27 protein-coding genes are annotated in these 24,462 nt (G+C 47.2%); 22 read left to right on the top strand and 5 right to left on the bottom strand.

The features are described from left to right. Positions 1 to 8 precede the first annotated feature (8 nt). From speD to PQI28_RS06430, 8 genes are all read left to right on the top strand, one after another. Positions 9 to 395, top strand: coding sequence for an adenosylmethionine decarboxylase (gene speD / locus PQI28_RS06465; protein ID WP_026825618.1), 387 nt, complete (start codon positions 9 to 11; stop codon positions 393 to 395). Positions 396 to 507: 112 nt separating this feature from the next. Next, positions 508 to 879 (top strand): hypothetical protein, encoded by a 372-nt coding sequence (locus PQI28_RS06460; protein WP_214782217.1) that lies wholly within the window; start codon positions 508 to 510, stop codon positions 877 to 879. Between the two features lie 12 nt (positions 880 to 891). Beyond that, positions 892 to 1,359, top strand: coding sequence for a transcriptional regulator NrdR (gene nrdR, locus PQI28_RS06455; protein ID WP_012726705.1), 468 nt, complete (start codon positions 892 to 894; stop codon positions 1,357 to 1,359). A 40-nt stretch (positions 1,360 to 1,399) separates the two neighbouring features. Continuing rightward, entirely contained in the window at positions 1,400 to 2,752 is a 1,353-nt protein-coding gene (locus tag PQI28_RS06450; protein WP_214693215.1) for a DnaD domain protein, read from the top strand. 4 nt (positions 2,753 to 2,756) lie between these two features. Then, complete coding sequence (gene dnaI / locus PQI28_RS06445) at positions 2,757 to 3,671, top strand: primosomal protein DnaI (protein ID WP_339962785.1); 915 nt, start codon at positions 2,757 to 2,759, stop codon at positions 3,669 to 3,671. Positions 3,672 to 3,970: 299 nt separating this feature from the next. After that, positions 3,971 to 5,914 carry a threonine--tRNA ligase gene (gene thrS / locus PQI28_RS06440; protein ID WP_339962784.1) on the top strand — a complete coding sequence of 648 codons (1,944 nt, stop codon included), beginning with the start codon at positions 3,971 to 3,973 and terminating at the stop codon, positions 5,912 to 5,914. A gap of 104 nt (positions 5,915 to 6,018) precedes the next feature. Beyond that, a complete protein-coding gene (locus PQI28_RS06435) occupies positions 6,019 to 6,891 on the top strand; it encodes a DUF1002 domain-containing protein (protein WP_339962783.1) in 873 nt (290 codons plus the stop codon). 98 nt (positions 6,892 to 6,989) lie between these two features. Next, positions 6,990 to 7,403, top strand: a complete 414-nt coding sequence (locus PQI28_RS06430; protein ID WP_214749313.1) for a DUF2231 domain-containing protein — start codon at positions 6,990 to 6,992, stop codon at positions 7,401 to 7,403. 81 nt (positions 7,404 to 7,484) lie between these two features. On the opposite strand, the gene PQI28_RS06425 is transcribed toward PQI28_RS06430, so the two are convergent. Continuing rightward, complete coding sequence (locus PQI28_RS06425; RefSeq protein ID WP_012726699.1) at positions 7,485 to 7,694, bottom strand: hypothetical protein; 210 nt, start codon at positions 7,692 to 7,694, stop codon at positions 7,485 to 7,487. Positions 7,695 to 8,035: 341 nt separating this feature from the next. Between PQI28_RS06425 and infC the strand changes: the two genes are divergently transcribed. The 9 genes from infC (at position 8,036) to pheT (ending at position 15,587) form a co-directional block, all read left to right on the top strand. After that, on the top strand, positions 8,036 to 8,566 hold the full coding sequence (gene infC, locus PQI28_RS06420; RefSeq protein WP_074033409.1) for a translation initiation factor IF-3: 531 nt from the start codon (positions 8,036 to 8,038) through the stop codon (positions 8,564 to 8,566). Between the two features lie 30 nt (positions 8,567 to 8,596). Next, positions 8,597 to 8,791 (top strand): 50S ribosomal protein L35, encoded by a 195-nt coding sequence (gene rpmI / locus PQI28_RS06415; RefSeq protein WP_012726697.1) that lies wholly within the window; start codon positions 8,597 to 8,599, stop codon positions 8,789 to 8,791. 27 nt (positions 8,792 to 8,818) lie between these two features. Then, a complete protein-coding gene (gene rplT, locus PQI28_RS06410) occupies positions 8,819 to 9,178 on the top strand; it encodes a 50S ribosomal protein L20 (protein WP_012726696.1) in 360 nt (119 codons plus the stop codon). 86 nt (positions 9,179 to 9,264) lie between these two features. Beyond that, on the top strand, positions 9,265 to 9,519 hold the full coding sequence (locus PQI28_RS06405; protein ID WP_214693206.1) for a hypothetical protein: 255 nt from the start codon (positions 9,265 to 9,267) through the stop codon (positions 9,517 to 9,519). Between the two features lie 24 nt (positions 9,520 to 9,543). Then, entirely contained in the window at positions 9,544 to 10,026 is a 483-nt protein-coding gene (locus PQI28_RS06400) for a dUTP diphosphatase (protein WP_074033407.1), read from the top strand. A 19-nt stretch (positions 10,027 to 10,045) separates the two neighbouring features. Next, positions 10,046 to 11,125, top strand: a complete 1,080-nt coding sequence (locus PQI28_RS06395) for a M42 family metallopeptidase (protein ID WP_214749307.1) — start codon at positions 10,046 to 10,048, stop codon at positions 11,123 to 11,125. A 1-nt stretch (position 11,126) separates the two neighbouring features. Next, entirely contained in the window at positions 11,127 to 11,873 is a 747-nt protein-coding gene (locus PQI28_RS06390) for a TrmH family RNA methyltransferase (protein WP_074033405.1), read from the top strand. A 303-nt stretch (positions 11,874 to 12,176) separates the two neighbouring features. Then, positions 12,177 to 13,199 (top strand): phenylalanine--tRNA ligase subunit alpha, encoded by a 1,023-nt coding sequence (pheS, locus tag PQI28_RS06385; protein WP_224861524.1) that lies wholly within the window; start codon positions 12,177 to 12,179, stop codon positions 13,197 to 13,199. 12 nt (positions 13,200 to 13,211) lie between these two features. Continuing rightward, positions 13,212 to 15,587, top strand: coding sequence for a phenylalanine--tRNA ligase subunit beta (gene pheT / locus PQI28_RS06380; RefSeq protein ID WP_339962782.1), 2,376 nt, complete (start codon positions 13,212 to 13,214; stop codon positions 15,585 to 15,587). A gap of 40 nt (positions 15,588 to 15,627) precedes the next feature. Here pheT and PQI28_RS06375 read toward each other — a convergent pair whose 3' ends face one another. From PQI28_RS06375 to rnhC, 3 genes are all read right to left on the bottom strand, one after another. Further along, a complete protein-coding gene (locus tag PQI28_RS06375; RefSeq protein WP_274663947.1) occupies positions 15,628 to 16,650 on the bottom strand; it encodes a PTS transporter subunit IIC in 1,023 nt (340 codons plus the stop codon). 301 nt (positions 16,651 to 16,951) lie between these two features. After that, the gene (locus PQI28_RS06370) at positions 16,952 to 17,764 is read right to left on the bottom strand and encodes an alpha/beta fold hydrolase (protein WP_214693189.1); all 813 of its coding nucleotides are present in this window, start codon (positions 17,762 to 17,764) and stop codon (positions 16,952 to 16,954) included. 71 nt (positions 17,765 to 17,835) lie between these two features. Beyond that, positions 17,836 to 18,750 carry a ribonuclease HIII gene (gene rnhC / locus PQI28_RS06365; RefSeq protein WP_445236748.1) on the bottom strand — a complete coding sequence of 305 codons (915 nt, stop codon included), beginning with the start codon at positions 18,748 to 18,750 and terminating at the stop codon, positions 17,836 to 17,838. A 119-nt stretch (positions 18,751 to 18,869) separates the two neighbouring features. Between rnhC and PQI28_RS06360 the strand changes: the two genes are divergently transcribed. The 3 genes from PQI28_RS06360 to PQI28_RS06350 are packed head-to-tail and all read left to right on the top strand — an operon-like array spanning position 18,870 to position 21,313. Then, complete coding sequence (locus PQI28_RS06360; protein ID WP_214749292.1) at positions 18,870 to 19,268, top strand: hypothetical protein; 399 nt, start codon at positions 18,870 to 18,872, stop codon at positions 19,266 to 19,268. Continuing rightward, positions 19,268 to 19,789, top strand: coding sequence for an NfeD family protein (locus tag PQI28_RS06355; protein WP_214749289.1), 522 nt, complete (start codon positions 19,268 to 19,270; stop codon positions 19,787 to 19,789). Before PQI28_RS06360 ends, PQI28_RS06355 begins: the two co-directional genes overlap by 1 nt. A gap of 3 nt (positions 19,790 to 19,792) precedes the next feature. Next, the gene (locus tag PQI28_RS06350) at positions 19,793 to 21,313 is read left to right on the top strand and encodes a flotillin family protein (RefSeq protein WP_214693180.1); all 1,521 of its coding nucleotides are present in this window, start codon (positions 19,793 to 19,795) and stop codon (positions 21,311 to 21,313) included. A 52-nt stretch (positions 21,314 to 21,365) separates the two neighbouring features. Here PQI28_RS06350 and PQI28_RS06345 read toward each other — a convergent pair whose 3' ends face one another. Continuing rightward, the gene (locus PQI28_RS06345; protein WP_339962781.1) at positions 21,366 to 21,635 is read right to left on the bottom strand and encodes a hypothetical protein; all 270 of its coding nucleotides are present in this window, start codon (positions 21,633 to 21,635) and stop codon (positions 21,366 to 21,368) included. Between the two features lie 205 nt (positions 21,636 to 21,840). Here PQI28_RS06345 and PQI28_RS06340 point away from each other — a divergent pair, with 205 nt between their 5' ends. Next, positions 21,841 to 22,812 (top strand): BMP family lipoprotein, encoded by a 972-nt coding sequence (locus PQI28_RS06340; RefSeq protein WP_339962780.1) that lies wholly within the window; start codon positions 21,841 to 21,843, stop codon positions 22,810 to 22,812. After that, positions 22,809 to 24,452, top strand: a complete 1,644-nt coding sequence (locus tag PQI28_RS06335) for a methyl-accepting chemotaxis protein (RefSeq protein WP_339962779.1) — start codon at positions 22,809 to 22,811, stop codon at positions 24,450 to 24,452. Before PQI28_RS06340 ends, PQI28_RS06335 begins: the two co-directional genes overlap by 4 nt. The last annotated feature ends 10 nt before the right edge of the window (positions 24,453 to 24,462 follow it).

The raw sequence follows: 24,462 nt of genomic DNA, 5'->3' as shown, positions 1-24,462 counted from the left end.
CCACTAATATGGATACTATGGGACGTCACATTATTACAGAACTTTGGGAGTGCAATCCCGACAAATTAAATGATATCGACTACATCGAGCGTTTGTTCGTCGATGCTGCTCTTCGTTCGGGCGCTGAAGTCCGCGAAGTCGCTTTCCACAAATTCGCGCCACACGGTGTGAGTGGAGTCGTCATCATTTCAGAATCGCACTTAACGATTCACAGTTTCCCAGAGCATGGCTACGCGTCGGTTGACGTGTTCACATGTGGAGATCGAATCGATCCAGCTACGGCATCGCAATACATCGCCGAAGGATTGGATGCGAAAGTACGTGAAGATGTGAAACTTGAACGTGGAATGGGACCAATTCGTGTTCCGGAAGCACAAGTTGCACTAACTAAATAATTCTGAAGAACCTTTTGAGGCTGGCCGTTTAACGGTCAGCCCTTTTAATTGTTTTGTTGTTGCCTTAATTTTGATATGCTTAACGTATATAACTCAGGCGTTGAGGTGGATTATGGGACTGTTAGATAAGTTACAAACACATATTGAAACGAAAGATACACATAAAAATGAATCGCTTCGGACACGTTACTATGCGGCATCTCCGAATGCAATCTTACAATGGTTAGAAAGTCAGATTCAGTCAAATGGTCAGACGGTCCGTCGAATCGACTCGAACCGTGGCGAACTCTCATTCATTGGTGAAGGATGGGACGGACTCATTACGATCGTGCAAGTGGATGGTGGTCGTACAGCGGTCGATTTTACACTGAACCGCGAACAGCGACTCGGGGCAGACCTTGGACAAATCATCACTCACTATTACGAGGCACTCACACAACAATTCCCGCTTCGTGCTATCGGAAATAAATCTGTCGAACGATAAGGAGGCTTGAGCATGCGTTGTCCGAAATGTGATCATAATGGAACGAGAGTGCTCGATTCCCGACCGGTGCAAGACCATTACTCGATTCGACGTCGTCGTGAATGTGAAAAATGTGGGTATCGGTTCACAACGTTTGAGACGGTGGAACAGACACCCCTCATCATTGTGAAGAAAGATGGAAACCGTGAAGAGTTTAGCCGCGAAAAAGTGCTTCGTGGAATCATTCGCGCGTGTGAAAAACGACCAGTCACGCTTGAACAGCTTGAAGGGGTCGTGACAAAAGTCGAACAACAACTTCGCGCCCTCGCACAATCGGAAATACCGAGTGAGCAGGTTGGTGAGTTGGTGATGAATGAACTCGCACGTGTTGATGAAGTCGCATACGTCCGCTTTGCATCGGTTTATCGCCAATTCAAAGATATCACTGTGTTCTTTAAAGAACTTGAAGATTTAATGAAGCAAGAAAATTCGACCAACTAAAGGGCGGCCTGCTGGTCGCCCTTTTTCAGGGGAGAGAGCTATGGAGAAAGAACGTACAATCTTTGGGACGGACGAACTGCTCATTATGAGTACAGGTCTTGTTGACCGCGAATCGTATCAGTCCCTTTACCACTTATATCAGCCTGTCATCGGTGTCAAAGCGCTCGCGCTGTATCAGACGCTGTGGAGTGAATTGAAACCAGGCAAAATGAAATCGAACTATATGTCTCATAGTGCCTTGTGTGAGATGTTGGAGTACTCCATCAATGAATTGACGGATAATCTATTTCGCCTCGAAGCAATCGGATTAGTACGGACGTACAAAACGAAAGATGCTCGGTTGACGCAATACGTCTATCAGTTGCGTGTGCCGCTCGCGCCGCATACGTTTTTAAACGATGGACTGTTATCGAGCTTTCTCTTCTATAAAGTAGGGGAAGTGCGCTTTAAACAACTTCAGGGGCGTTTCACAATTGACCCTTTGCCAGCGGGAATCGTCGAGGTGACGAAAGACTTTAATGAAGTGTTTGATGTCAAAGGTGTCAATCATCGAGCGTTCACGCAAAAGAACTACGAAAAACCAGATCGTGCGAAGATTGAAATCAACTATTCGTTCGATATGGACATTGTGAAGAAACTAACGAATTTCCCAGTCGGGTTTTTCACAAAAAAATTAGACGAAACCATCACAAAACTGGCCTATGTCTCTCAACTCGACGAAGAGACGATGGCGGAGATGTTGAAAGAATATTTCGTTCACGAAGCCTATCTTCCGCTCAGTGAGCAGGAGAAGCGGGACGGATGCCGTCAGATGGTATTACAGTTGAAGAAAAAGCAGACGCGGCATCGAAAAGAGAAGACGGTGGAGCTCGAAGAGACCAAGCTGGGAGACTTACATGATCCAGCGGTAATGGAAGCGGCCCACCCCCATCAATACGTATCGACACTTCGGAAGACGCCTCAGCTGTCGAAGAGTGATGAACAGTTGGTTATCGAACTCGTCGATACGCTCGGGCTCGCACCGGGCGTGATCAACGCACTCTTCTATTATTGTATTGAAGTGAAGAAACAGACTCGTCTGAACGAGAATTACGTCCTTCGTATCGCAACGAGTTGGAAGACGGCAGGTTATACGAACGCGAAAGAGGCGTTAGAGCAAGAAGCGTCACAAGATGCGCTCATTGAGAAGAAGCAACAAAAACGTGAAAATGTACAGCGGACGACTGTCGGTTCACGTCGGAAACCCCAACAAGGCGAGATGCCGAAATGGCTCGAAGATGAAGCGAAACAACAGCGATCGTATGATCAAGCGAGGAAGAAAGAATTGGAATCTTCCGTTCCAGATGATGCGGAACTTGTAAAACTATTAAATGAATTGAAAGAGAAGGGGTGAGGGGATGGAACGAATCAACCAGTCGTTATCGCAGTTGATGAATCGAAAAGAAGTCCGCGAAGCGTATGAGTCGATTCGCAGACGAACGCTCAATCATCCGGGAGTGATCGCCTTTTTGAACGCTCATCCTGAGTTAGAAGAGAAAGCGATTGAAATTGGATTCACGAAGCTGAGTGAGTATGCCGAGCAGATGGATGGAAAGACGTTCATCGAAGAACAGGCCGTCATCCCGGGTCATCAACCGGTGCTCTATGTCGATCTTGGGCAGATTGCCATTCGCTATGAAGAGACGGTCGCTCATCGACAAGCTAGACGCCAAAAAGAGATGGACCGTAAGTTTAAGAGCTTGTTCTTACCGGAAGAAGTCCGTGAGGCGAACTTTGAGTCATTTGATTGGGCGGACGATGCACGCAAGATCGCACTTCGGGAAGCGATGCGTTTCGTAACGGGGATGAAGTCCAAACAAAAAGTAAACGGACTCTATTTACACGGGAGTTTCGGTGTCGGGAAAACGTATTTGCTCGCCGCCATTGCCAATGAATTGAAAGTGGCGGATATCGAGACGATTTTAGTTCATGCCCCTGGATTCGTATCGGAGGCAAAACGCAAAATTCGCACCGAATCGTTTGATTCATTTTTGACGTCGTTTCAACATGTGCCTGTCTTGTTGATTGATGACATTGGTGCTGAGGCAATCAGCCCGTGGGTGCGCGACGAACTGTTCGGCATCATTCTCCAATATCGGATGATGCATCGATTGCCGACGCTATATAGTTCGAACTTTAGCGGAGAAGAGCTCGAGACTCACTTTTCAATCGATGGGTCCGCGCAAAATAAAATGAAAGCGCAGCGTCTCATGCAGCGAATTTCAACGACGACGACACAAATCGAACTGAAGGGTGAAAATCGCCGTCGGTAAAGGATTGTTTTTCTCGGATGAGTTGACTATACTAATAACCATATAAGTGATGCATAGAAGAGGATATGAATCATCGAGACGAGTTTTAGCGAGGGAAGGGCGGTGGAAGCTTCCTAACGACGACGATGCATTTACTCCCTCAGAGCACCGTACGGGTCAATCGTGCGGCGATTCACACTCGTTATCGTGTGTTCGAGCCAAGCGTGATGCTTGGGAACGAGGGTGGTACCACGAGAATCAAAGCTCGTCCCTTTTTGAGGGATGGGCTTTTTTTATATTCATTTTTTGAGAGGGGACAGATGTACATGATTCAATTGACATTTCCAGATGGCGCGGTAAAAGAATTTGATGCCGGCGTCACGGCAGAAGACGTCGCAGGCTCAATCAGCCCGGGACTTCGCAAAAAAGCAATCGCAGCAAAACTAGACGGAGAACTCATCGACTACCGTCGTCCGATTGAACAGGGCGGCAAAATCGAGCTCGTCATGCCAGATTCAGAGGACGGACTCGACCTGATGCGTCACTCGTCAGCGCACTTGATGGCACAAGCGATCAAGCGTCTGTATGGAGAAGAGAATAACATCTATCTCGGGATTGGACCGACAATCGAGAACGGATTCTATTACGACATCGAAATGGACCGCCGAATCAATGAGGAAGACCTTCCTGAGATTGAGAAGATGATGAAACGTATCGTCGACGAAAACTTAGAAATCACTCGTGAAGTCGTTTCACGTGACGAAGCGCTCGCTCGTTATAAAGAGTTGGGAGACCCGCTCAAAATCGAGTTGATTGAAGACATTCCTGCCGATCAGACACTTACAATCTATCATCAAGGGGAATTCTTCGACCTTTGCCGCGGACCACACGTCCCGTCGACTTCGAAGTTGAAAATCTTTAAATTGATGAGCGTGGCTGGAGCATACTGGCGTGGTGACTCAGACAACAAGATGTTACAGCGTATTTACGGGACGGCGTGGGCGACGAAAGAACAACTCGCCGAGCACTTGCGACTTCTTGAAGAAGCGAAAGAACGCGATCATCGTAAACTCGGAAAAGAACTCGACCTCTTCTTCGTCTCGCAAGAAGTCGGTCAAGGACTTCCAATGTGGCTGCCAAAAGGTGCATCGATTCGTCGTACGGTCGAACGCTATATCGTCGATAAAGAGCTCGAACTCGGATACCAACACGTCTATACACCGGTGCTTGGGTCGGTCGACTTGTATAAGACATCTGGACACTGGGACCACTATCAAGATGACATGTTCCCGAAAATGGAGATGGACAATGAGGAACTCGTCCTTCGTCCGATGAACTGTCCGCACCATATGACAATCTACAAACATGAGCCACGCTCATACCGTGAGCTTCCACTCCGGATCGCTGAGCTAGGTGGGATGCACCGCTACGAGATGTCAGGCGCGCTCACAGGACTTCAACGTGTCCGCTACATGGTCTTGAACGACGGGCATACGTTCGTGACACCTGAACAAATGAAACAAGAGTTCAAAGACATCGTTCACTTGATTCAAGAAGTGTATGCTGACTTTGGCATCAAAGATTATCGTTTCCGTCTCTCGTATCGCGATCCTGCCGATAAAGAGAAGTACTTCGATAATGATGCAATTTGGGAAATGGCACAGAGCCAGTTGAAAGAAACGATGGACGAGCTCGAACTTCCATACTTTGAAGCAGAAGGAGAAGCGGCATTCTACGGACCGAAACTCGACGTGCAAGTACGCACGGCGCTCGGGAAAGAAGAGACGCTCTCGACTGTTCAACTTGACTTCTTACTCCCAGAACGTTTCGATTTGACGTACACAGGACCAGACGGGAAAGATCATCGTCCAATCGTCTTGCACCGTGGTGTCGTTTCGACGATGGAACGATTTGTTGCGTATTTGATCGAAGAATACAAAGGCGCATTCCCAACATGGCTCGCACCTGTACAAGTGAAATTGATTCCGGTATCACATGTCCATGATGAGTATGTCGCTGAAGTCAAAGCGGAACTCGTCAAGCGTGGTGTCCGCGTCGAAACGGACCTCCGTGACGAGAAACTTGGCTATAAGATTCGTGAAGCGCAAATGAAGAAGATTCCGATGACGCTCGTACTTGGGGACAAGGAACGTGATGAGCGCGCGGTCAACATTCGCCGTTACGGTCAACAAGAACAAGTATCAGCATCACTTGACGAATTCATCGCATCCCTCACAGAAGAGATTGCGAACCGTTCACGCTAAGCAAGGAGCCACCTTTCCATCGAGAAAGGTGGCTTTTTTCGGTCTAAAGACGGATGTGTATTTTGTCGTCTCCACGTATCGTAAACAATAAGGAGTGATGATTCATGAATTATATGAAGCCAGTATTGGCACTTACTATTGGAGCAGTCGCATTTACAGGAGCACTTCCGAAAGTCGGGGCGGAGGCAATCGTCAATGACACGATTGTGACGCTCGGGGAGTCGCTCTCTTCAGAACAACAAAAATGGGTACTTGAACGGATGGACGCGCCAGAAGGAATCGAACCGATTATTGCGACGGCAGCGGATGAAGAAAAATATCTAGGAGATTCTGTCCCACAGGCGCAACGTGGGGGTGGCATGTATTCGTCCGCACGAATCAAATTGACGGACGGGACAGGGCTTGATATTCAAACTGAAAATGTGACGTGGGTCACGAAAGATATGTATGCGAACGCATTGGTCACAGCAGGTGTGACGGATGCGGACATCTATATCACGTCACCAATCAACGTGACGGGTACGTCTGCTTTGACAGGGATTATGAAGGCGTATGACCAAACGGCGGCCGAAACCGGAATTGAACTTTCGGATGAACGAAAAGAACTTGCACAGGAAGAGTTGGCAGTGACGTCTGAAATCGGAAAGACGGTCGGTCAAGAAGATGTAGCCGGTCTCATGAACGAAATCAAAGCGGAAATCGCGAATCAAATGCCTGAGACGAATATTGAGATTCGCGACATCGTCATTCAAGTGTTGAATCAAAATAACGTCCAGCTGTCTGAAGGACAACTCGACCAATTGACGACATTATTTGAAAACATGCAACAAGCGAATCTGGATTGGTCTGCGATCAGTAACGGATTAAAAGATGCAGGGCAGGACGTACAGGCTTTTCTTGAACAAGAGGAAGTCCAAGGATTTTTCGCAAGATTGTTTGAAGCAATCAGTAACTTCTTCAAGTCGCTCACGAATTAATTGTGTGTCATTGTGAAAAGAAGGAAAACAGGGTAAAAAAATCGTCTCACGAAGTAAATAACTTTCATCCATTATCTTAATCTTAGGGAGGAATCGTTATGCTCGGTGGTGTTCCGCTACATCCATTGCTCGTGCACGCTCCGATTGGTCTTCTACTGTTTGGGACGCTTTTGATTTTGATTAGCTTCAAATGGACAAGTTTTCGACTGTTTGCACTCGTCACGCTCGTTGCTGGATTAATATCGGGCGGAGTGGCATTTCTATCGGGTGACAGTGCCGAGGAGTATGCGGAAGCAAACCTTCCTTCGGTCACAGAGGCGATGATTGAAAACCATGAACATTTTGCCTTGTACAGCTTGATCGCGTTTGGCATCACTGTTGTCTTGCTTGCCATTGGATATCGTGCGAAAGGGAAGCTATGGATCACACTTAGTTTTGTGATTGCGCTCGTGGGAGCGGGACTTCTTGCATACGCCGGGCACCTCGGGGGACAGATGGTTTACGCACAGTAAACATGAATAAACGTCCAATTCCATTGATGTGGAACTGGACGTTTTTACATGGTACATAAGAAAGACAGAATTCCTCACTATTTAGTACCATCGTTTATGAATATAGTTTTGAGCCGACTCGTGATCATCGACAATCTTTAATGTGATACGATTCATCTCTTCTAATAAGTCCGTTAATACTGCCTGCAACTTTTCATCTTCTAAGCCATGCGCCTGCATCGTTTTACTGACGATCTGCTGAACCTGGTCGTGATAGTCATGTTCGCGCGAGACGTCTTTTCGCCAGTTCATGTAAATCCCTCCTTTGATAATTCATTATTCCCTTTGAAAAGGTATTGCGAAACGAGAGAATGACTGGTATCATCATAAAAGTGTGAGCTACCAATTATTCATGCGCGATATCTTGACATCTTTTCCTGCTAGTGCTAAGATGACATAGTGATTAAAAACAACAAAGCAGAAGCACCCGCTTTTCACCTCGTCTGAGAGTCATCAGGCAGGTCCATCAAGTTCTTGGTTCAATCGGCATCGTCTGCCGTTTTATGACCTCAACTGATGTGTGGGTGGGAAACTGCCGACGCTTTTTTTATTGCCATGTTGTCTTGTCAATCTAAATCTCGTGCAATCGCACGATGGAGGTGCTAACCATTAGCAAAGAGCTCTTTATCAACGAAAACATTCGTGCCCGTGAAGTACGTCTCATTGGCGCAGACGGCGCACAACTCGGTGTGAAATCGCGTAACGATGCGTTACGTTTAGCTGAAGAAGCGGAACTAGACTTAGTCTTAGTCGCGGACAAAGCGAATCCACCGGTCGCTAAAATTATGGATTATGGGAAGTACCGTTTCGAACTCCAGAAGAAGGAGAAAGAAGCGCGTAAAAACCAAAAAGTCATCCAAATGAAAGAAGTACGTCTCAGTCCAACAATCGAGGACAACGATTTCCAAACAAAATTGCGTAACGCACGCAAGTTCCTTGAAAAAGGAAACAAGGTGAAGGCTTCGATTCGTTTCCGCGGACGTGCCATCACACACTCGGAAATCGGGAAACGTGTTTTGGACAAAATGGCAGCGGAATGTGCCGATTTGGCAACAGTTGAACAAAAGCCGAAGATGGAAGGACGCAGCATGTTCTTAGTGCTGGCTCCGAACAAAGAAGATTAATCATCGATTCTCAGTGGGGAGGAAATACTCATGCCGAAAATGAAATCGCACCGCGGTGCTTCAAAACGTTTCAAACGTACAGCATCAGGTAAACTCAAGCGTTCACACGCTTACACAAGTCACTTGTTCGCAAACAAATCGACTAAAGCGAAACGTAAGCTCCGTAAAGGCGCTATCGTATCAGCTGGAGACTTCAAACGCATTCGCAACATGATCGCGAAGTAATACAGAAACAATTAGGAGGGAATCCATATGCCACGCGTAAAAGGCGGTTATACGACTCGTCAACGTCGTAAAAAGCAAATTAAACTTGCCAAAGGATACTTTGGTTCGAAACACATTCTATTTAAAGTAGCAAAACAACAGGTCATGAAGTCACTCATGTACGCTTACCGTGACCGTCGTCAGAAGAAACGTGATTTCCGTCGTCTTTGGATCACACGTATCAATGCGGCAGCACGTACAAACGGTCTCTCATACAGCCGTATGATGCACGGCCTCAAGCTTGCAGGAATCGACATCAACCGTAAGATGCTTGCTGAGCTTGCTGTGACAGATGCACAGGCATTCGCGTCACTCGCTGAAACAGCTAAATCAAAATTGAACGCGTAATCGTTCAATCGACAGCGCCGAGACACTCTCTCGGCGCTTTCTTTTTTCTTCAGAATTTCTTAGAATTAAGAGAAGGAGGAGAACGTATGAATCAATCAGTTGTCGCCATCGTTGCCCTTGCGCTGATCGTCTTGAACGTATACACCTATATCCAGGCAAAACGTTATACGCATGGCCAAGGTGATTTCAACGTGCTATACGCCTATGCAGGAGGAGCCATCGGTGCCTTGTTCGGTCTCCATTTGACGCGCAAAAAGACCGTTCATGCCCCAAAACTGCTCCAATTACAAGTATTGATTTTAGCGGTAGGCTGGTCTTTAATGATTTTAGTACTGCTATAAGTGGAGATAGAGGAGGAACATCCGGTGAACTGGACAACATTGTTTGATCGGCAGCGCGAATTAGACGAGCGGATCAAAGCACAACATGGATTATCCGGCAATCAATTCGATGAACGGTTACTGGCGCTGCTTGTCGAACTCGGTGAACTGGCTAACGAAACACGTAGCTTTAAGTTTTGGTCGAAGAAAGGACCGTCGCCTCAAGATGTGATCTTAGAAGAATATGTAGACGGCATTCATTTCTTACTGTCACTCGGCCTTGCACTTGGGTATGAACGAGACGCGTTTCCTGCGGGGAGCTCATATCTTGATGCGACTGATGCTTTTTTAGATATTTATCGAAAAGTGACGAACTTTGGTCTTTCGAAAACAGAAGCGATGTACGAGACGCTGATGGCAGCGTATCTTGAACTTGGCTATACGCTTGGGTTCAATGAACAACTCATTTTCATGGCGTATATGAACAAAAATGAAGTGAACCATGAGCGACAACAATTAGGCTATTAAGGAAAAGGAGCGGATTGGTATGAATGAATCGTTACATATGTTAAAACGTCTGACAGACGCAACTGGCGTCCCGGGAAATGAAGGGGAAGTCCGTCAGTTAATGCGTGAATACCTTGAACCACATGTCGAATCATTTGAACAAGACGGTCTCGGAAGTTTATTTGGTCGAGTGACTGGGAACGCAGAAGGTCCTCGTGTCATGATTGCAGGTCACATGGATGAGGTCGGCTTTATGGTCACGCGTGTGGAAGAAGGTGGTTTCCTACGTTTCCAAGCGCTTGGTGGATGGTGGAACCAAGTCCTATTGGCACAACGGATGGATGTGGTGACGCGTTCTGGTGAAAAAATCCCGGGAGTGATTGGTGCGAAACCACCACATGTCCTTCCCCTTGAAGCACGTAAAAAACCAGTTGAAATCAAAGACATGTTCTTAGATATCGGAGCGACATCAAAAGACGAAGTCGCCGAATGGGGAATTCGTCCGGGTGATACGGTCGTCCCGCATTGTGAATTCACGGTCATGAAAAATGAGAACTTCTTGATGGCGAAAGCTTGGGATAACCGAATCGGTTGTGCCATTGCCATTGAAGCTGCAAAACGCCTGAAAGAAGAAGCATTCCCAGGTGTCATCTATACAGGTGCGACGGTACAAGAAGAAGTTGGATTGCGTGGAGCGGTTACAGCGGCTAACTTGGTCCAACCGGATGTGGCGATTGCTGTCGATACAGGAATTCCAAGTGATACGCCAGGAATGACACCGGCAGAAGGGTTGTCAAAACTCGGCGATGGCGTTCAAGTCATCTTCTTTGATGCAACGACTGTGACGAATCCACGTCTCGTCGACCTCATTGTTGAGGTAGCAAAAGAAAATGACATCAAATATCAGCTCGATTTGACACCAGGTGGCGGAACAGACGCAGGACGTTTCCATTTGTCTGGGATTGGAATGCCGGCGATCGCGTTGACAGTACCTGTTCGTTATTTACACACGAACGTGTCAATCATCCATAAAGACGACTACGAAGCAGCGATTGAACTCGTTGTCGCATTAACGAAACGCTTAGACCACGAGACGGTCCAATGGTTGAAAGAGGGATAATATGACGAAGATAACGTCTACGAAGAGCGAGACGATTAAACGATTAAAACGATTGATGACGAAAAAAGGACGCCAAGAAACCGGGCAATTCCTTGTAGAGGGAGAGCATTTGGTGGATGAGGCAATCCGAGCAGGTCGTCTCGTACAACTCATCATGGCAGAGTCGTACGTACCGAAAAAGACGTGGCGCATCGAGGACATGCCGGTGCTCGAGTTATCTGATCATGTCGCTGACCTGTTATCTGAGACAGAAAAGACACAAGGTGTGTTTGCTGTCGTGAAGATGACACCGGTAGAGCGTAAGATGAAGAAAGTTCTCGTGTTAGACCGGGTACAGGACCCAGGTAACCTAGGTACGATGATTCGGACGGCAGATGCAGCCGGATTTGATACGGTGCTCCTCGGGAAAGGGACGGTCGATCCGTTCAATGCCAAAGTCGTTCGTGCGACTCAAGGTTCCCTGTTTCACGTGAACGTGACTTCGGTTGACTTGCTTGAAAAACTACCTGAACTGAAAGAAGATGGTTTCCATGTGTATGGAACAGCCCTTTCGAAAGCGACATCGTATGAGCAGGTGGCATTTGAAGACAAAGTAGCTTTGGTCATCGGAAATGAAGCACAAGGTGTACATGCCGATGTGTTGGCACTGTGCGACACACGTGTCCATATTCCAGTACTCGGTGAGGCAGAATCGCTCAATGCGGCGGTCGCTGCTGGTATTTTAATGTATCGGATCGCTTTACAATAATCTTGTCAGCACGTGAAAAACGTGATAGGTTAAACACATCGATGAATATGATATGACGTTGAAAGAACATAGTAAGCGAATGACCGATTCCGTTCAGGGAGCATGGGCCGTGACTGAGAGCCTAAGCCGGAATCGTCGCTGAATTCACTCTGGAGTCGTGTTGGAGACAACACCGGTTTGGCATCTCGATAACGATGCTCTCAAGTGGGCCAACTATTGGCCAAGTAGGGTGGTACCGCGATGATTCGTCCCTTCAGTCAACGACTGAAGGGACTTTTTTTATGTAGAGGAGGAAGTGAACATATGAAAGAGCAATTAGAACAGTTACAAATGGAAGCACTTGAAGAAATCAAACAGGCATCCACACAAAAATCATTAAATGACGTCCGCATCAAATATTTAGGAAAAAAAGGTCCGATGACCGAGGTACTTCGTGGAATGGGTAAGTTATCCGCAGAGGAACGTCCAGTCATTGGTGAATTGGCGAATACGGTCCGTACGTCGATTCAAACGACGCTCGACGCTCGAATCGAAGAAGTGAAGGCAATCGAACTGGAAGAAAAGTTAAAAGCCGAAACGCTTGACGTGACGCTCCCGGGACGTACATCGGCTCCAGGGCACAGTCATCTGTTACAACAGATCATCGACGAGATGGAAGATTTATTCGTCGGACTTGGTTACACGATTGCAGAAGGTCCTGAAGTCGAAACGGACTTGTACAACTTTGAGATGCTCAACTTGCCAAAAGACCATCCAGCACGTGATATGCAAGACTCGTTCTATATTACCGAGGAAACGTTGCTCCGTACACATACGTCACCGGTACAAGCACGGACGATGCTAGAGGCGAACGGGAAACCGATTCGCATCATTTGCCCAGGAAAAGTATATCGTCGTGATGAAGATGACGCGACGCACTCGCATCAATTCATGCAAATCGAAGGGTTAGTCGTCGATGAGTCGATTTCGATGGCAGACTTAAAAGGGACGCTTGAAGTGTTCGTGAAGCAATTATTCGGTGAGGCACGTGAAATTCGTCTTCGCCCAAGCTTCTTCCCATTCACTGAGCCATCCGTTGAAGTTGATATTTCATGCTTCAAGTGTGGAGGAAAAGGTTGTAACGTCTGTAAGGGAACCGGCTGGATTGAAATTCTCGGAGGCGGGATGGTACATCCACATGTGTTAGAGATGGCAGGCTATGACTCGTCAAAAGTGTCAGGATTCGCATTCGGAATCGGTGTTGAGCGTATGGCGATGCTCAAACACGGTGTCGATGACATCCGCCACTTCTACACAAACGACTTACGCTTCATCGAGCAATTCTAAGGAGGAAGACAGATGTTACTATCAAAAAAATGGTTGAATCAATATATTGATGTGTCAGATTTGAGCGGAGAAACACTTGGCGACTTGATCACAAAAAACGGGATTGAAGTGGAAAGTATCACAAACCGTGCAGAAGGACTTTCCGGGATTGTCGTCGGTCGTGTGCTTTCATGTGAGAAGCATCCAGAGGCGGATAAATTGAACGTGACAAAAGTAGACATCGGCGAATGTGATCCCGTTCAAATCGTCTGTGGCGCACCGAACGTACGCGAAGGTCAACACGTCATCGTGGCGAAAGTTGGCGCACGTTTACCGGGATTAAAAATTAAAAAGGCGAAACTTCGCGGTGTCGAATCTCAAGGAATGATCTGTTCGCTCGAGGAACTCGGATTCGAGAAGAAGCAAATTCGAGAAGATGAGCAAGACGGAATTCACACATTCCGTGAAGATGTCCAAGTTGGAGCGGACGTACTCGACTTACTCGACTTAAATGATGAGGTCATCGAGCTTGGCCTGACGCCGAACCGTTCGGACTGTTTGAGCCTTTATGGAATCATTCATGAAGTGGCGGCCATTCTAGAACGTCCGTACACGTTACCAGAAGCAGATGTCACGTCATCTTCTGCGTCTGAAGTGTCGATTGAACTCGCTACACCGAACTGCCCGTACTATGCGGCGCGTGAAGTACGAGGAGTCACAATCGCAGAATCTCCACAATGGCTTAAAAACATCTTGATTGCAGAGGGCGTTCGTCCAATCAATAATATTGTTGATGTGACGAACTACGTGATGCTTGAGATCGGTCAACCGCTCCACGCATTCGATGCGAAAAAACTCGGTAAATCGATTGTGGTCCGCCAGGCTGAGAATGGAGAAGAGATGGTTACACTGGATGATGTGACACGTACGCTCGACGCTTCGATGATGGTCATCACAGATGGTCAGACACCGGTCGCAATCGCAGGTGTCATGGGTGGTGCGAACACTGAAGTGGACGCCACTACGACAGATATCGTCTTGGAGTCAGCATACTTTGATCCGGCTTCAGTTCGTAAGACGAGCCGTACGCTCGGTCTTCGTTCTGACTCAAGCGCTCGTTTTGAAAAAGGTGTGGACCCGGAACGTGTCATGCTTGCGCTCGACCGTGCCGCTCAATTGATTGTGGAGCTCGGTGGAGGCGAGATTCGGGAAGCGACTGTTTCTGGTGAAAAGGAGTCACGCGCTCGTCAAATCGAAGTCTCGGTCGATTACATTAATAAACGTTTAGGAATGACACTCGATCGTCAAACGATTGAACGTATTCTAGAACGTCTCGGTCTAGCTACAGAAGGCGATGATGTATTGAGTGTCCATATCCCTTCTCGTCGTCCGGACTTAGAGCTGCCAGCTGACATCACGGAAGAAGTTGCGCGTCTATACGGATATGACAGCCTCCCGTCGACGTTACCTGCATCTCAGTCGAAAGGCTATTTACCAGCAATCAACGTGTTGCGCAGAAAGACACGCCGCATGTTACAAGGTGTCGGATTATCACAAGCGATCACCTATTCATTAACGAGTGAGGCACATGCGACACGTTTTGGTGGTCAAGCCGATCAACTCGTCCGTCTAGCGATGCCGATGAGTGAAGAGCGTTCTGTACTTCGTACATCACTCATCCCTGGGTTGTTAGAGGCGGCACGTTATAACACGGCGCGTCAACAATCAAACGTCGCACTCTACGAAACAGGGCGTGTCTATACAGAGCAAGGTGATACTTTACCACGTGAAAAAGAACGGGTGGCGGGAGTTGTCACAGGTCTTTGGATGGATCATCGTTCACAAGGCACTCGGATTCCGGTCGACTACTTTGTTGCGAAAGGGATTGTCGACACGTTGGTTCAAACACTTCGTCTTGATGTCACGTATGAAGCGGTATCGATGCCGGATATGCATCCAGGTCGCACGGCGAACATTTTGATGAACGGTGACGTCATCGGTTATGTTGGACAAGTGCATCCAGGAACGTCAAAAGAAGTCTACGGGATGAAAGAAGTGTATGTGTTTGAACTCGACCTATTGGCACTTAATGGGGAAGAGATGCTTCTATATCAAGACGTGCCACGTTATCCATCGATTTCACGAGATTTGGCACTCGTCTTGCCACGTTCGATTCCGGCTGGCACAGTGGAGCAAACAATCCGTGAAGCGGCAGGTCCACTCTTGATCGACCTCGTCTTGTTTGACGTATATACAGGGGAAAATGTTGAACCAGAAGAGAAGTCGATTGCCTTCTCACTCAAGTTCCAAGACCCGTCACGAACGTTACAAGATGAAGAAGTAACAGCAGCATATGAAACAATCGTCGAAGCGGTCCGTGCAGCACACGGCGCTGAAGTACGAGCGTAAAAATAAGGAGCGTTGTCCGATTTGGACAGCGCTCCTTATTTCATTGAATTTCAAGGGCAAGGTCACCGAACTTCGTCCAACCGACGAGGCTCGTGACACGATAAAGTGCCCAGGTAATGAGTGCAGGAAGAACAACACCCGTCATCGTGAAGATGAGAAACGCGTCCATTCCTTGTACTGCTAAAATTTGAAGCGGGGCAATGAGAGAGTTGAGTCCGAGACCGGCGATTTCATACGGCACTTGTAGTGAGAACATTAACGTGGCAATCGGTGCTGAGATCATCGCTGCAATGAATGGTGGAACGACGATTCGCGGATTTTTGATGATGTTCGGGAACTGAACTTTCGGCGTGACAAAGAAGGAAGCGACCAAACCACCTGGATCCGTTTGACGATACGCCATCAATGTAAATCCGACAAACTGAGCAGAACAACCAATCAATGCGGCAGCACTGGCGACAGGGTCTAATTGAAGAGCGATGGCGAGTGCGGCCGATGAAGCAGGTGACATGAGCATGACACTGAAGACAAGGGCGATGACGAGAGATGTCGCGATTGGTGACGTTTCAACGGACGCTGTGATTCCTTGGCTAATGGAGTTGATGAGAGGAGTCGTGACTGCCGCTGCGGCAACACCGACGATTCCACCTCCGAGAACGGCTGTTACGGGTACGACCATCATGTCGAACTTTGTTTTTCCGAGAACGCGTTTACCGAGCCATACTGCTGCTGCGGCTGCAATCAATGCACTAATCGGTTGACCTGGAACGAGGACGAGCCCACTTTCGGTCGCTTTTAAAGCAGCACCGCCAATCGTTGCGGCAATCATGGCGCTAAACAAGATGAGTGTGTTCCCACCGAGTTGAAAGGCAACACCGGCTCCTAGTGCTGGTGCCAACAAAGATTTCGCAACTTGCCCGATTTGAACGAGCATCGCGATCCCGGTCAAATTACCAATCGTCTCAATCAATAGACCAACACCGAGCGTGACGAGTACGGCGTTTGCCATCCCTGCTGAAATTTTTACCATTCGATCCATCATATACTGCTTCACTTCCATCATCTCCTCTTTGTCTATGTGCCAATAAAAAAACCTATCCAATTAGGATAGGCGCGAGTTACATGTGCAGGCGCCTGTCCGATTACCACGGGAACAAGGGCCTGAAAAGTCGTTTTTCAAAAACAAAACGATTTCAGTCCCTCAGTCGAATAATAATCAGCAGGCTGTTCATATGTACGGGTTTGAACATCTCAAGCATCTCCTCTTTGTTGGATTTGCTAAAGAATACCACCTATTTTTGTAATAATCAATATTTTCTGAAAATAAACTGAAAAAAATTCAGGATGTATGGTGGCATCCTGAATCAGCTCATTTGTAGAGAGCGTGCTTGAATTTGATCATCGATGAATTTCATCGACAACGAATTGAATTGCTCGGGTTGGTCCACATTCACGACGTGACCAGAGTCTGCAACGATTTCGACATTGGCAGTCGGTTGGTGTTTTGCGGTCCGTTCCACAGCTTCGAGGAACATATAATCTTCATCGCCCATGATATATAAAATCGGGACGTTCGTTTGAATCGAAGTGATTTGATTTAATAATGGATTGATGTTCTCAGTCATCTTAAACCAGCGAATAAATTCGCGTTGACACAAATTCGCAGCGTCACGAACAAACATCATCCGTGATTTTTTATGCCGTTTTTTCGGCAGTAAAATCCAAGCGAACAATTTGTATAACCACATATAAGGTACGAAATTTTGAACGAGGCTACCGAGTCGAATGAGCAGTGTCGAACGAACGTTGAATTTGACGATGGCACCTCCAAGGACGACCGACGCAATCCGGTCCGGATAATGTTCAAACATCGCCTGAATCACAATCGTACCTAAAGAAAGTCCGACCATATGACCTTTTTCGATGCCTAAGTGATCCATGACCTCGATGACGTCTTTTGCGACGACATCGAACGTATAGGCGTTCAACGGTTGTTTGAGCGATTGTTCGGCATCGTATGAACCGCCGTGTCCACGTAAATCGACGAGCAACACATTATATTTCTTACGGAATGGGCGAAGTTGACGATACCAATGCGACAAACTTCCACCGGCTCCGTGAATGAAGACGACCCAAGGATGGTCATCGCTGATTGTATAGGTTTTATAATGCAACATGAACGCTATCCTCCAAAAATTTTAAGTTCATTTAACCATAAAATGAGTATATCATATTTGAAATCGAACCTCTACAGACGACGTTCGTTTAAGTTTATTGCTTTTTTTGTGTTGGCAAAATGGACTTTAGCAATCTTTTGTAAATATTCCTGTCCATGACGTCGGATGATCTGAGCGGCCACTTGGTCGACTTTTGCCCCTGCCCCTTTCGGGAGGGTCAATCCGGCTTGTTTACTTAGTTTGTCCATCTCTTTTAAGAAAAAGGCACGGGCTAAGATGGAAGCGGCGGCGACTGCGACATGTAGTCCTTCCGCTTTTGTTGAAAAGTAGACGTCATCACGGACGACATCGCGCTCTGCCCGTAGATGTTGATAGTAGACCGACTTTTCGGCAAATTGATCAATCAGGATGGCGTCAGGTTTCTGTTCCAGTTTTTCAAGCAAGGCATGAAGTGCAGCGTTATGTGCGATGGCGGTCATTTTGCCTTGTGTCATCGTGCGTTGCATCTTATTATACGTCGGGTTGTGTAGTGTCGCCTTTTGATATGGAATGGCTGCATGTAAATCTCTAGCGATTCGGATGATTTCAGGATCAGATAGCTGTTTTGAGTCTTTGACACCGAGCTCTTTGACGAGTGCGATTTGGTCGCGTGATACAAAAGCAGACACGACGACGAGTGGTCCGAAATAATCCCCTTTTCCGACTTCATCGCTCCCGATGACAGACCAATTCGAAAAGCCTTCAGGTAATGTCGTCTTCGGTGGAGACGCTTGTTTTTTCTTGGCAGGGGTTCCCCATTTCACTGCCTCGGAATCTGCATCTTTACCTTGGAACATCACTTTACCCGATTGATAAATCGTGACGACAAATCCAGGGGTTTTTGCACTGAAAGTCGCGTAAGGAGGCGGGGTGACTGCATACTTGTGATACATGGTTTTTAGTTTTTCTTGATTAGCAGTTGATAGCTTGATGACTTGGTTGCCCAAAATGAGCACTTCCTTTCTGTCTGGCAAATTCATTTTACATTTTTTTATGATTTTTTGAAACCGATGATGAGGTTTTATCGTATATGAAAGTGATTAGAGTAAAGTGAGGTGAGATGGACGTGTGGTGGCGCGATGACACGAATCAAGATGAGGTAGAGGAATTGTACAAGCACATTCTCGAACTCGAAGCGAGAATTGCCAAATTAGTGGCTCATCAAGTGAGAGTGCGTCGGCTGCTGATGCAAGATTCTTCTGAGGACGTGACGGATCAAGTGGTTCAGGTTCAAAAAGAAGTTGAATATTTTTTAAACCGGATGCGACTCGAACGTCAAGAACTCGTCGATGTATATAATCGACGGCGCATTGAACAATCGATTGGTCGAGTTCGGGAAGCGAACGATCTATCCACGTCGTCCCTATCCGAATGGGATAAGATTGAGGATCAGCTCGCCCTTGAAGTCGAACAACTTCGACGTATGTTATTTATGGAACAGCAACGTCGACAGGAGGGGTGGTAATGGAGGCAATCGATCAACTGTACTGGTGGGTGTTGATCATCGCTGGTTTTGGAACCTTCATCTATATGATGTTCTCTGATGCTTTTGACATGTTTGAAGGCTGGTTTAACCCTGCAGTTATTTTATCGTTTTTAGCACTCGGTGCTGGAATCGGACTCATTTTAAACGCATTGGCGCACGTGTCACCGGTGATTGGACTTGCTGTCGCATTGGTCGGGTCGCTCGCTCTGACAACACTTCTCTATTTGTTCGTGTTGTTACCATTATCCAATGCTGAAGAGTCAATCGGATTGACAGATGAAGCGTTGGTAGGACAAATCGGACGGTTGACAGTACCGATCCCAGAAGGCGGATACGGTGAAGTTATGATTGAGACAGTGACCGGGTCCCTTTTGAAGACAGCTCAAAGTTTAGATGGGACATCGATTTCCACGGACCATCGCGTCATTATTATTGAAGTGAAAAGTAATATCGCCATCGTCATGACATATGACGAACCTACGATTCGAGAGGAGAAATAACTTATGAATACGGCTATTTTAGTCAGCATCATCGTCGGGGTCATCATCCTCGCACTCGTGTTTGTATTCGTTTTGAAATACCGTACGGTCGGACCTGACGAAGCGTTGATTGTAACAGGTAGTTATTTAGGCAAGAAAAATGTACATAGCGACACCTCGGGTAACCGTGTCAAAATCATTCGTGGTGGAGGAACGTTCGTCCTCCCAGTGTTCCAACAAGCAGAACCACTCAGTTTACTCTCTAGCAAGCTAGAGGTCACAACGCCTGAAGTGTATACCGAACAAGGTGTACCGGTCATGGCGGACGGAACGGCCATCATTAAAATCGGCGGGTCAATCAGTGAAATTGCGACAGCCGCAGAACAGTTCCTCGGAAAACCGAAAGTTGAACGAGAAAACGAGGCGAAAGAAGTATTAGAGGGTCATTTGCGATCTATTCTTGGTTCGATGACGGTAGAAGAAATTTACAAAAACCGAGACAAGTTTTCTCAAGAAGTCCAACGCGTCGCCTCTCAAGACTTAGCGAAGATGGGACTTGTCATCGTCTCCTTCACAATCAAAGATGTTCGAGATAAAAATGGTTATTTAGAATCACTCGGTAAACCTCGTATCGCGCAAGTGAAGCGTGATGCCGATATCGCCACAGCGGAAGCGGATAAAGAAACGCGCATCAAACAGGCGGAAGCGATGAAAGATGCGAAAAAAGCAGAGTTAGAACGAGCATCAGAAATCGCAGAAGCAGAGAAAGAGAATCAGCTCCGGATTGCGGCATACCGTCGCGAGCAAGACGTTGCCAAAGCCCGGGCCGACCAAGCGTACGAGCTCGAGGAAGCACGTGCGAAACAAGAAGTTACAGAACAACAAATGCAAGTTCAAATCATCGAGCGTCAAAAGCAAATCGAGCTCGAAGAGAAAGAAATCATGCGTCGTGAGAAACAGTATGATTCAGAAGTGAAGAAAAAAGCCGATGCGGACCGTTACTCAATCGAACAATCGGCCGCTGCGGATAAAGCACGTCAAATCGCAAGCGCAGATGCCGAGAAATATCGCATCGAAGCACAAGCGAAAGCGGATGCGGAACGAGTTCGTTTGGCTGGTCTTGCTGAAGCCGATTCTGAACGCGCGAAAGGTGAAGCGGAAGCTGAAATCATTCGCTTGACGGGTCTCGCGGAAGCGGAAGCGAAAGAGAAAATCGCCGAGGCGTTCGCTCAATATGGGCAGGCAGCGATTCTCGATATGGTCGTCAAAATGCTTCCGGATTATGCGAAGGAAATTGCGGCACCACTTGGCAACATCGATCAAATCACGGTCGTCGACACAGGCGGTGGTCAAAACGGTGGAGCAGGGAAAGTGACGGGATATGCAACGGACCTTATGGCTTCATTGCAACAAACGTTGAAAGCCTCTTCGGGTATCGATATGAAAGACTTGCTTGAGAACTTTGCCGGTAAAGGGAATGTCGCGAAGGCGCCTGCACCGGAGCGAGAGTTAGCGGATACGACGGTCGCTGCATCAAAAGAATAATTGACACGAGCCATAGACATCATCTATGGCTCTGATTTTTGTACATGATTGATTAGTATGAAATGACTTCGAATGCTTTTAAGATGGAAATAAAATAATACAATGTCGGCACAAACGTGATGAATAGACCAAACCATTTCGTTCGCGGTCTGAACTGTAAAACAAAACCGACCGTCCATAGTACAAACCAAAGCATGAAATACCAACGATATTGTGGAGTGTCTGTCTCTGCTATACCAGGACCACTCAACCAAAGTGACAATAAGAGAACAAATAATCCAGATATGACGTTCCAACTATGTCGAATGATCTTTTTTATCATTTCCTTCATCCTCCCTTCGGATTTGTCATCAAAGTCATTCATATGTGTATTCAACAATTAGAAAAAATTCCCTTTTGAAACATCTGACATTCTCAGATATCCCGATATTTTATTCCCACAACTTTTAAAAATAATGATGGAGAATCTTGTCTTCTCTGTCGATAAAAGAGTTGTCAGACCAATAGAGAGAGGGAGTATGGAATACATGAAGAAAAGCATAATAATCAGTACAATCACAGCTTGTTCACTGTGGTTGTCCGGTTGTCAGTCGGTCATCGATGACCCGACTGCCGCTGTTGACGAACGTCAGACGATGGGCGTCGTCCTATCGGATGTTGGTCTCGGGGACCAATCGTTCAGTGATGCGGCGATGCGTGGCATGGGGGAGTTACGTGAGACGGGCGAATGGTTCGTCGACTATCGCGAATTATCGGAGACCGAAACGTATCAAGCTGGCTTCGAAGAGTTAGTACAGGAGGGGCACGATGTGATCGTCGGTCTCGGTTTTGCCTGTCAGGAAGATCTTGAGACGGTAGCGGCAGAACATCCGAATCAACAATTTGCCCTCATTGATGGCGTGTCAGCGTTACCGAACGTTTTAAATGTCACGTTTGAAGAAGGAGAAGGCAGTGCGCTCGCGGGTGCGGTAGCTGGTCTTGAGACAGAGACGGATAAAATCGGTTTTATCGGTGGGATGGATATTGAACTCATTCAGAAATTCGAGGCAGGATTTGAGCGTGGAGCAAAATCCGTAAACGAGGATGTCGAGATGCTCGTTGATTTCTCGAACGACTTCGCCTCACCCGAGCTTGGACGCGAACTAGCTGAGAAACAAATCAAAGAGGGCGCAGACGTTCTCTATGCGGCAGCTGGCCTAACGGGAGTCGGGGTATTGGAGACTGCTGAAAAGTATGGAATTAAGGCAATCGGAGTTGATAGCGATCAATCGATGATTGCACCTGATGCGGTCGTGACTTCGATGTTGAAACAAGTCGATTTGGCAATCGTCGAAATCGCAGGTCGTGTGACGACACAGCCGTTCAACGATCATGTCATCCTTGGTATTGAAGAAGGAGGCGTCGGCTTAGCGCCACTTCGTCGCATTCAATGGGATGAGAATGAGACAACTCAGTATGAATCGGTCGAACGTCAACTGAAAGAGGGGACACTAAAATGAGTTTACGTAAACGGTTTATCTTCTCAACGGTGTTCACCGTCGTCTTGATCGTTCTCATGATGAGTTATGTCTTGTCGACCTTGAACCGTCTGCAGACTTACAATGAACAGTACGGGAGTCAGATGATTGAATTGTCTCAGCTTGAGACGTCACTCTTACAAGAACAGTCGCTCTGGACGTCGCTTGGCGAACAATCGAATCAATCAACACTCGTCCAACTTGAGCGAATCCGTGTATCGAATGCGAAAACGTTTGATGAATTAAAACAGTCTTACTTGATTCCAGAGTTTTCGAATCATCTAGAACGTGCCACGACGAAGTATGAACAAGTGAACGACGATGTCGAGTCTGCATTAGAAGGTGGGATTGGAGCTCGGATACAAGCTGCCAAGCTCGAAGGGTTGTTAAATGATATCAACACACTGATTGCTAAGAACGGTTCGTTCTACGAGGCACTTCAAGTAGAGGCGGCAAATGAAACAGAGCGTCTATTATTCATCTCAATCTTGTTAACGATTCTCGTTGTCTTAGCGCTAGGCATTTACAACTTCTTCTTCGCGCGTTCTATCACACGTCCGCTCGAGCGCAACGTGAAAGTCGCAGAAGCCATCGCTTCAGGACGTCTTGTCACATTGCCAGAATCGAATCGCAATGACGAAATCGGACGACTTGAACGCGCGATGCGCGAGATGACAGCATCTCTGCAAACGGTTATCGGTTCGATTCGTGTGACATCGATGAAGGTGAATGGGATGACGGAAACGGCAGCGGCTGAAAATGAAGCGGTTGTCAGCACGACGTCAAACATCACGAACGCAGTGGATGAAATGGCGCATGGTGCGCAGTCCATCGCCAATGAATTGCAAGAGACGCTCAGCTCGGTCCATACGATGGCGACGTCATTCGAGACGAGCTTGAATCAAACGAAACAGACGACAGAAGAAACGACTGAGATGACACGAGAAGTGGCGGCCGGGATTGAGACGTTGACGGATCAGGAACACATCCTTGATCGCTCGAGCGAACGAAATGAAGTGCTTGTCACGAGGATGGATCATTTTGCTAGACAGACGGCGGAGATCGAATCGATGGCGAAGCTCGTGGAAGACGTGGCGGCCCAGACGAATTTACTCGCCTTGAACGCAGCGATTGAAGCGGCTCGTGCCGGTGAAGCAGGACGTGGGTTCGCGGTCGTGGCGAGCGAGGTTAAAAAGTTGGCCGAAGAGAGCAATAAGGCAACCCGCTCGATTTTCCATGTCGTGGAGACGATTCAACAAGAAGTCGTACGATTGACAGAAACGGTGAACGAATCAAAACGCGAACAAGAAGCACAGCTTGAAGCATTCGGTTTGACGAAGGAAGCGTTTAACCGCATCCATGAACGTACAGACCATGTTGCCTCGTTCGTCCGTACGATTGAGCAAGAGATGCGCACATCTAGTAGTGAAGTGAACAACGTGTTGCGTCGTGTCGAGGAAGTATCGGGCGTGACAGAAGAATTGGCAGCTGGAAATGAAGAAGTGGCTGCTTCGATGAAAGAACAACAAGCAAGCTTTGATCAAATCTTTACGTTGATGCAAGAACTAGAAGGACAGGCTGCGGCACTCGCTGACCAAGTCCAGCATTTCGAGGAAGAGTAATGATCCTTAT

The sequence above is a fragment of the Exiguobacterium sp. USCH10 genome (assembly GCF_037619445.1).
GTDB lineage: Bacteria > Bacillota > Bacilli > Exiguobacteriales > Exiguobacteriaceae > Exiguobacterium > Exiguobacterium aestuarii_A.
Note: the sequence above shows the minus strand (reverse complement) of the source record. Positions and strands in the feature narration are given on the sequence as shown.

What these genes read in the sequence shown, in the direction of transcription:
- PQI28_RS06430 (WP_214749313.1), top strand. Translation starts at nt 6,990, where the DNA reads ATGCTCGGTGGTGTTCCGCTACATCCATTGCTCGTGCACGCTCCGATT.
- PQI28_RS06390 (WP_074033405.1), top strand. Translation starts at nt 11,127, where the DNA reads ATGACGAAGATAACGTCTACGAAGAGCGAGACGATTAAACGATTAAAA.
- PQI28_RS06405 (WP_214693206.1), top strand. Translation starts at nt 9,265, where the DNA reads ATGAATCAATCAGTTGTCGCCATCGTTGCCCTTGCGCTGATCGTCTTG.
- rplT (WP_012726696.1), top strand. Translation starts at nt 8,819, where the DNA reads ATGCCACGCGTAAAAGGCGGTTATACGACTCGTCAACGTCGTAAAAAG.
- PQI28_RS06450 (WP_214693215.1), top strand. Translation starts at nt 1,400, where the DNA reads ATGGAGAAAGAACGTACAATCTTTGGGACGGACGAACTGCTCATTATG.
- PQI28_RS06355 (WP_214749289.1), top strand. Translation starts at nt 19,268, where the DNA reads ATGGAGGCAATCGATCAACTGTACTGGTGGGTGTTGATCATCGCTGGT.
- speD (WP_026825618.1), top strand. Translation starts at nt 9, where the DNA reads ATGGATACTATGGGACGTCACATTATTACAGAACTTTGGGAGTGCAAT.
- PQI28_RS06345 (WP_339962781.1), bottom strand. Translation starts at nt 21,635, where the DNA reads ATGATAAAAAAGATCATTCGACATAGTTGGAACGTCATATCTGGATTA.
- PQI28_RS06375 (WP_274663947.1), bottom strand. Translation starts at nt 16,650, where the DNA reads ATGATGGAAGTGAAGCAGTATATGATGGATCGAATGGTAAAAATTTCA.
- PQI28_RS06395 (WP_214749307.1), top strand. Translation starts at nt 10,046, where the DNA reads ATGAATGAATCGTTACATATGTTAAAACGTCTGACAGACGCAACTGGC.
- PQI28_RS06370 (WP_214693189.1), bottom strand. Translation starts at nt 17,764, where the DNA reads ATGTTGCATTATAAAACCTATACAATCAGCGATGACCATCCTTGGGTC.
- pheT (WP_339962782.1), top strand. Translation starts at nt 13,212, where the DNA reads ATGTTACTATCAAAAAAATGGTTGAATCAATATATTGATGTGTCAGAT.
- PQI28_RS06425 (WP_012726699.1), bottom strand. Translation starts at nt 7,694, where the DNA reads ATGAACTGGCGAAAAGACGTCTCGCGCGAACATGACTATCACGACCAG.
- thrS (WP_339962784.1), top strand. Translation starts at nt 3,971, where the DNA reads ATGTACATGATTCAATTGACATTTCCAGATGGCGCGGTAAAAGAATTT.
- PQI28_RS06350 (WP_214693180.1), top strand. Translation starts at nt 19,793, where the DNA reads ATGAATACGGCTATTTTAGTCAGCATCATCGTCGGGGTCATCATCCTC.
- dnaI (WP_339962785.1), top strand. Translation starts at nt 2,757, where the DNA reads ATGGAACGAATCAACCAGTCGTTATCGCAGTTGATGAATCGAAAAGAA.
- PQI28_RS06335 (WP_339962779.1), top strand. Translation starts at nt 22,809, where the DNA reads ATGAGTTTACGTAAACGGTTTATCTTCTCAACGGTGTTCACCGTCGTC.
- PQI28_RS06460 (WP_214782217.1), top strand. Translation starts at nt 508, where the DNA reads ATGGGACTGTTAGATAAGTTACAAACACATATTGAAACGAAAGATACA.
- rpmI (WP_012726697.1), top strand. Translation starts at nt 8,597, where the DNA reads ATGCCGAAAATGAAATCGCACCGCGGTGCTTCAAAACGTTTCAAACGT.
- nrdR (WP_012726705.1), top strand. Translation starts at nt 892, where the DNA reads ATGCGTTGTCCGAAATGTGATCATAATGGAACGAGAGTGCTCGATTCC.
- PQI28_RS06435 (WP_339962783.1), top strand. Translation starts at nt 6,019, where the DNA reads ATGAATTATATGAAGCCAGTATTGGCACTTACTATTGGAGCAGTCGCA.
- infC (WP_074033409.1), top strand. Translation starts at nt 8,036, where the DNA reads ATGGAGGTGCTAACCATTAGCAAAGAGCTCTTTATCAACGAAAACATT.
- PQI28_RS06340 (WP_339962780.1), top strand. Translation starts at nt 21,841, where the DNA reads ATGAAGAAAAGCATAATAATCAGTACAATCACAGCTTGTTCACTGTGG.
- pheS (WP_224861524.1), top strand. Translation starts at nt 12,177, where the DNA reads ATGAAAGAGCAATTAGAACAGTTACAAATGGAAGCACTTGAAGAAATC.